This window comes from Streptomyces sp. NPDC024632 (genome assembly GCF_055559175.1).
Map to the genome: position 1 here is coordinate 21,364 of NZ_JBVHLD010000031.1, position 6,431 is coordinate 27,794.

5 protein-coding genes are annotated in these 6,431 nt (G+C 72.3%); 4 read left to right on the forward strand and 1 reads right to left on the reverse strand.

Annotated features, from left to right (window positions below; translation table 11 throughout):
• Positions 1 to 68: 68 nt before the first annotated feature.
• The 3 genes from ACZ37P_RS37860 (at position 69) to ACZ37P_RS37870 (ending at position 4,361) form a co-directional block, all read left to right on the forward strand.
• Positions 69 to 560 (forward strand): DUF5709 domain-containing protein, encoded by a 492-nt coding sequence (locus tag ACZ37P_RS37860; protein WP_391161846.1) that lies wholly within the window; start codon positions 69 to 71, stop codon positions 558 to 560.
• 278 nt (positions 561 to 838) lie between these two features.
• Positions 839 to 3,016 carry a glycogen debranching protein GlgX gene (gene glgX / locus ACZ37P_RS37865; RefSeq protein WP_391049858.1) on the forward strand — a complete coding sequence of 726 codons (2,178 nt, stop codon included), beginning with the start codon at positions 839 to 841 and terminating at the stop codon, positions 3,014 to 3,016.
• A gap of 226 nt (positions 3,017 to 3,242) precedes the next feature.
• On the forward strand, positions 3,243 to 4,361 hold the full coding sequence (locus tag ACZ37P_RS37870; protein ID WP_467351021.1) for a P1 family peptidase: 1,119 nt from the start codon (positions 3,243 to 3,245) through the stop codon (positions 4,359 to 4,361).
• 111 nt (positions 4,362 to 4,472) lie between these two features.
• On the opposite strand, the gene ACZ37P_RS37875 is transcribed toward ACZ37P_RS37870, so the two are convergent.
• Complete coding sequence (locus tag ACZ37P_RS37875) at positions 4,473 to 5,747, reverse strand: glycosyltransferase (RefSeq protein WP_467351022.1); 1,275 nt, start codon at positions 5,745 to 5,747, stop codon at positions 4,473 to 4,475.
• A gap of 318 nt (positions 5,748 to 6,065) precedes the next feature.
• On the opposite strand from ACZ37P_RS37875, the gene ACZ37P_RS37880 reads away from it, so the two are divergent.
• Positions 6,066 to 6,341: a GlsB/YeaQ/YmgE family stress response membrane protein gene (locus tag ACZ37P_RS37880; RefSeq protein ID WP_391049864.1), complete on the forward strand. Its 276-nt coding sequence runs from the start codon at positions 6,066 to 6,068 to the stop codon at positions 6,339 to 6,341.
• The last annotated feature ends 90 nt before the right edge of the window (positions 6,342 to 6,431 follow it).

The window sequence follows — 6,431 nt, forward strand, 5'->3', positions numbered from 1 at the left end:
GGCAGGCGACCGTCCGTGATGCCACCACCGGCATCGCGAATCCGCCGACCGACCAGGAAGAGGACACGATGTCCGACCGCATGACGGACGACGGCATGGGGGACGACGTCTACCAGCCGGACGGGAGCGAGATCCAGGAGGACGCGGGCCCACTGGAGCCCGAGGACACCCTGGTCGACCGGGGCGTCGAGGACGTCCTGGACGAGGGGTACTCGCCGCCCGAGCGGCCCCTGGCCGTCGAGCAGAACGGCACCACGGCCGAGGAGCAGCACGACGGCGACTCGCTGGACCAGCGGCTGGCCAGGGAGCGCCCCGACACCCCGCAGTTCCCCGACGGGGACGGCCTCGGCGACGCCGCCGACACCGACGGGGAACTGCTCGACCCCGAGGCGGGCGACCTGCGCGCGGGCCGGCTGACCAGCCCGGAGCAGTGGGTGGACAGCCCGGTCCAGGACGGTGTGGCCGACGACGTCGGCATCGACGGCGGCGCCGCCTCCGCGGAGGAGGCCGCCGTGCACCTCCTGGACGACCCGGAGGCCCTGCCGGGCGACGACGCCTGACATCCCCCGGCGCCCGAACCCGGACTCCTGACCCCCGGCGCCTCCACCCTGCGACAGCCGAACCCCCTCGACACCCGAACCCTCGCGACACCCCGAGCCCGACGCGGTTCGCGACAGCGACCTCCGGCCACCGCCGGAGGTCGCTGTCGTACGGTCCGCGACCGGTCCGCGAGGGCCTTCTGCGACCGTTCACTTCACGAACCCATGGCCTGAGATCAACGGGGTATGAGTGGGAGGACGTCGGATCGTCGCTCACGCAGGGTCGAGAGGGTCAGTGAATGCAGCAGTGGAACGGTCGTCCCTATCCGCTCGGAGCCACGTACGACGGCTCGGGCACCAACTTCGCCCTGTTCTCCGAGGTGGCGGAGAAGGTCGAGCTGTGCCTCGTCGATGACGCGGGACGGGAACAGCGCCTCACGCTGACCGAAGTGGACGGATTCGTCCGGCACGCGTATCTGCCGGGCGTCGGCCCCGGCCAGCGTTACGGCTACCGCGTGCACGGACCGTACCGGCCGGACGAGGGGCATCGCTGCAATCCGGCGAAGTTGCTGCTCGACCCCTACGCCACGGCCGTGGAAGGCCAGGTCGACGGTGACGAGTCGGCGTTCGGCCACCGCTTCCACGCGCCCGAAGAGCAGAACACGATGGACAGCCTCGGCCACGCCATGCTGTCGGTGGTGACCGATCCGTCCTTCGACTGGGGGGACGACCGCGCGCCGGGTCACTCGTACCACGAGTCGGTGATCTACGAGGCGCACGTGAAGGGTCTGACGATGACCCACCCGGGCCTGCCGGAGCGAATACGCGGCACCTACGCGGGAGTCGGGCACCCGGCGGTCATCGAGCACCTGAAGGAACTGGGCGTGACGGCGATCGAGCTGATGCCGGTGCACCAGTTCGCGCAGGACGGCCATCTGCGCGACCGGGGCCTGTCGAACTACTGGGGCTACAACACCATCGGCTTCTTCGCGCCGCACAACGCGTACGCGTCGAGCGGGGTGCGCGGCCAACAGGTCACGGAATTCAAGGAGATGGTGAAGGCCCTGCACAAGGCGGGCATCGAGGTGATCCTCGACGTGGTCTACAACCACACCGCCGAAGGCAACCACATGGGGCCGACGCTCTCCTTCCGCGGCATCGACAACGCCTCGTACTACCGGCTGGTGGACGACGACCCGCGGCACTACTTCGACACCACCGGCACCGGCAACAGCCTGCTCATGCGGCATCCGCACGTCCTCCAGCTCATCATGGACTCGCTGCGGTACTGGGTCACCGAGATGCACGTGGACGGCTTCCGTTTCGACCTCGCGGCCACGCTGGCCCGGCAGTTCCACGAGGTGGACCGGCTCTCGTCCTTCTTCGACCTCGTGCAGCAGGACCCGGTGGTCAGCCGCGTCAAACTGATCGCCGAGCCGTGGGACCTGGGCGAGGGCGGCTACCAGGTGGGCAACTTCCCGTCCCTGTGGAGCGAGTGGAACGGCGAATACCGCGACACCGTCAGGGACTTCTGGCGCGGCGAGGACGGCACACTACCCGCCCTCGCCTCCCGGCTCACCGGCTCCTCCGACCTCTACGAGGACGACAACCGCCGCCCGCGCGCCGGGATCAACTTCATCACCTGCCACGACGGCTTCACGCTGCGCGACCTGGTCTCGTACAACGACAAGCACAATGAGGCCAACGGCGAGGACGGCAACGACGGCGAGAGCCACAACCGTTCGTGGAACTGCGGAGCCGAGGGCGAGACCGACGACCCCGGAGTGCTCGCGCTGCGCGCCAGACAGCAGCGCAATCTGCTGACGACGCTGCTGGTCTCGCAGGGTGTGCCGATGATCGCGCACGGCGACGAGATGGGCCGCACCCAGCGCGGCAACAACAACGTCTACTGCCAGGACAACGAAACCGCCTGGGTGAACTGGACGTTGGACGCCGAGCAGCGCGAACTGTTCGACTTCACGCGGCGGTTGATCAAGCTGCGCGCCGAGCACCCGGTGCTGCGCCGCCGCCGGTTCTTCCGCGGCGACACCGGGGGATCGGCCGTCGCGGACGCCGTGTGGTTCCGGCCGGACGGCGGTGAGATGTGCGAGGAGAACTGGCACCGCGGCGACGCGCGCGCCGTCGCCCTGCTGCTGAACGGCGACGCCATCACCGAGTCCGACCCGAAGGGCGGCCGGATCTCCGACACGTCCTTCCTGATCCTGCTGAACAGCCACTACGAACCGCTCGACTTCGTGATCCCCGAGCGCGAGTACGGCGGCCTGTGGCAGGTCGCCGTGGACACCGCGGCCGAGGCCGACGGCACCGACGAGTCCGAGGTGAAGGCCGGCGGCCGGATCCGGGTCCAGGACCGGGGCATGATCGTGCTGATCGCCGTGCAGCGGCCCACGGGCGGTCGCCTGCGGCGCGCCATCAAGGCGTCCCGCATGCCGAGACGGCGAGGAGCGCGCACCTGACACCGAGGCGGCAGTGACCGTCGATTTCACTCTTCGGTCAACTTGTTGCGTAAAAAACATTGAAGTTTACGTCGTTCTTCTGATGGGATACCCCTTGCTCCGGCGCGCCCTGACACGCGCCGGAGCACACCGACGTTCGGCCGCGGTCTCGTACGGTGAGGGGGCGGGCCGCGAGTACGCGGATGGCGCGGGCCCGCGTGATCGTGGCTACCTCACGGAGGACGACATGAGCGGCAGCGCACGGCCGGGTCCCGGCAACGGCCTCACCGACGTGGAGGGAGTGCGCGTCGGTCACGCCCAGCGGACCGGCGACGGCTGGCTCACCGGGACGACGGTGGTGCTGGCCCCCGAGGGCGGCGCGGTCACCGCGGTCGACGTACGCGGCGGCGGTCCCGGCACCCGCGAGACCGACGCCCTCGACCCGCGCAATCTCGTGCCGTACATCGACGCCGTGGTGCTCACCGGAGGCAGCGCCTTCGGGCTCGACGCGGCGGGCGGCGTGGTCGGCTGGCTGGAGGAGCGGGGCCGGGGCTTCCGGGTCGGCGGTCCCGGCCAGGTGGTGCCGGTGGTGCCCGCCGCCGCGCTGTTCGACCTCGGCCGCGGCGGCTCGTGGACGGCGCGACCGGGAGCGGAGACGGGCCTTGCGGCGGTACGCGCCGCGGCGGCGGCCCCGGAGGGCGCGCCGGTGCCGCAGGGCTGCGTCGGCGCGGGTACGGGCGCGGTGGCCGGCGGTCTCAAGGGCGGGGTGGGGACGGCCAGCACGGTCCTGGAGTCCGGCGTGACGGTGGCCGCGCTCGCGGTGCTCAACGCGGCCGGTTCCGTGGTCGACCCGGACACGGGCGCGCTCTGGGGCGCGAGGCCGGGCCCCGCCGCCGCGGAATTCGCCCCGTACGGCCCGCCCGTCGCGGCCGACGCCCTGGAGCGGGCCCGACGCCGTACGGCCGCCGCTGCCGCCGCGAACGCCGAGCGGCGGACCCACCCGCTCAACACCACGCTGGCCGTGGTCGCGACGGACGCCGTCCTCACCCGCGCCCAGGCGCGGAAGCTGGCGGGCACCGCGCACGACGGACTCGCCCGCGCCGTCCGCCCCGCCCACTCCCTGTCCGACGGCGACACCGTCTTCGCCATGGCGACCGGCCGCCTCCCCCTCGTCCCGCCGGGGACGGCCGACGCCGCCGACCCTGCCTTCGGCGTGCACATCGAGGCGGGCGCGATGAACGCCGTCCTCGAGGCGGGCGCCGACGTGCTCACCCGGGCCCTCCTGCACGCCGTCCTCGCCGCCGAGACGGTGGACGGACCGGGCGGCCTCTTCCTCTCGTACCGGGACGCGTACTACGGCGCCTGACGGCTTCGGCGCGGCTTCGGTACGGCTTCGGTACGGCTTCGGTACGGCGCGGGGGAGCGGTGGGGCCCCGCCGCGCCGTACCGCGTACTCCGGCTTGCCGTCCCGGCGGGCTCAGGCGCCGTACGGGACCCCCGCGCGCGTCCTGGTCCTGCGACGGGCCGGACGGACCGCGCGCACCGCGTCCTGGTGCACCCGCTCGATGAGCGCGCCGTAGGCGGTCACCATGCGGGTCTGGCTGAAGCGCTCGCGGCTGCGGGCCAGCGCCGGGGCGAAGTCGGCAGCCAGCGCCGCCGCCCGCGACCAGGCCGCGGCGATCGGCTCGGCCTCCGCCGGGGTGAGGAAGCCGTGCCCGGCGACCAGCTCCGCGCAGTCCCCGACATCGGTGGCCACCGGGACCGCGCCGCACATCATGCCCTCGATCAGGCACAGCGGCGCCGCCTCACCCGACGACGACGTCAGCGAGACCACGTCCGCGGCGGCGTACACCGTCTCCATGTCCTGCCGCACGCCCAGCAGCGACAGCCGCCGCAGCAGGCCGGGAGCGTCACCGAAGGCGGCCGTGATGTCCGCGGTCAGCTCCGGGTTCTCCGCGGTCATCCCGGCGCCGCACATCAGGACGTGCGCGCCGGGGTCCCGCCCGAGATGGATCCTGGCCGCCCGCAGGAACAGCGGCACGTTCTTCATCTCCGCGTAGCGGGCCGCGAAGACCGTGACGGGCGCGTCCGCCGCGATACCGAGCGAGGACCGCGTCGCGGCCCTGCGGACCGCGTCGGGCCGGAACCGCAGCAGATCGACGCCGTTGGGGATGACGTGCATCAGCTCGGCAGGGATGCCCGCGGCCACGTACGCGGCCCTGGTCGACTCCGCGCAGCAGACGCAGGCCCGCACCCGGCCCGCCGCCACCGCGGCGCGCAGCGCGTCCAGCGCGGGGCCCTGATTCTCCGGATCGGACCTGTGCAGGCACACCACCACCGGCCGGTACGGCAGCCCGGCCTGATTGAGCAGCGCGAGCGGCTGTTCCTTGAGCGAGAGGAGTACGTCGGCCGCCGCCGTCGCCCTGGCGGTGGCCGCGAGCTCCGACCGGCTGAACACGCCGCCGCTCTCGTGGCCGCCCTCACGGCTGCCCGACTCGGCGTCCTCCCGGCCTTCGCCGCCGAAACGGTCGCGCAGGGCCGACACCGGTACACCCGCCGCCGTGAGCGCCCGGTAGCAGGCGTCCTCGGACATCGGCTGCCTGGTCGCCTCGCGGTGCATCTCTCCCTCGATGCTCAGCACCGCGTGCCGCTCCGCGCCGCCGCTGAGACCGCGCACGACGTCGCTGTGCAGAATCCTCGCACCGCCGGAAAAGAAGCCCTCGTAGATCGACAGCACACGCAGTTCGTTCATGACGCGCACCCATCGCAGGTCCCGCTCTGCGGGAAATCGACAAACCTGGTTGACCAGCGGATTAGCCGCGATGGGACCACCTAAAACTTGCGCGCGTGTGAATTCCAGATTTCACGGAGTGACGCTTTCTGTAACGTGCGGTGCGGATATGGAAATATGCACACCGAGGGGCGCCCGGCGGCCGGGCGACAACCGTGCCGTATTGCACGCGGCCGGACCGGGCGGCGTGCCCCGACTCCGGTGCCCCCGCCCGGTGTTGACCCCCGCGCGGTGCGCACTCGTGTGTGTGACCCGCGGGTCGCAGGGCAGACGGCCCCTATGGGAATCATCAGTTGGGTCATCCTCGGTCTGCTCGCCGGGGCCGTCGCGAAGATTCTGCTGCCCGGTCGCGATCCGGGCGGCCTGATCGGAACCACCCTGATCGGCGTCGCAGGGGCGTTCGTCGGCGGCTGGCTGTCCGCCAAAATCCTCGACAAGCCGGTACAGCACCACTTCTTCGACGCCGCCACCTGGGGCGCGGCGATCGGCGGGGCGCTCGTGCTGCTCATCCTCTACCGCATCTTCTTCGGCGACTCGCGGGACGCGAGGCGCTGACCACCGGTCACCCGGGCGGGGGGGGGGGGGGGGGGGGGGGGGGGGGGGGGGGGGGGGGGGGGGGGGGGGGGGGGGTGGGGGGGGTGGCGG

Excerpts from the sequence above, each read along its gene's own strand:
- ACZ37P_RS37870 (WP_467351021.1), top strand. The coding sequence starts at position 3,243 with ATGAGCGGCAGCGCACGGCCGGGTCCCGGCAACGGCCTCACCGACGTG.
- ACZ37P_RS37875 (WP_467351022.1), bottom strand. The coding sequence starts at position 5,747 with ATGAACGAACTGCGTGTGCTGTCGATCTACGAGGGCTTCTTTTCCGGC.
- glgX (WP_391049858.1), top strand. The coding sequence starts at position 839 with ATGCAGCAGTGGAACGGTCGTCCCTATCCGCTCGGAGCCACGTACGAC.
- ACZ37P_RS37880 (WP_391049864.1), top strand. The coding sequence starts at position 6,066 with ATGGGAATCATCAGTTGGGTCATCCTCGGTCTGCTCGCCGGGGCCGTC.
- ACZ37P_RS37860 (WP_391161846.1), top strand. The coding sequence starts at position 69 with ATGTCCGACCGCATGACGGACGACGGCATGGGGGACGACGTCTACCAG.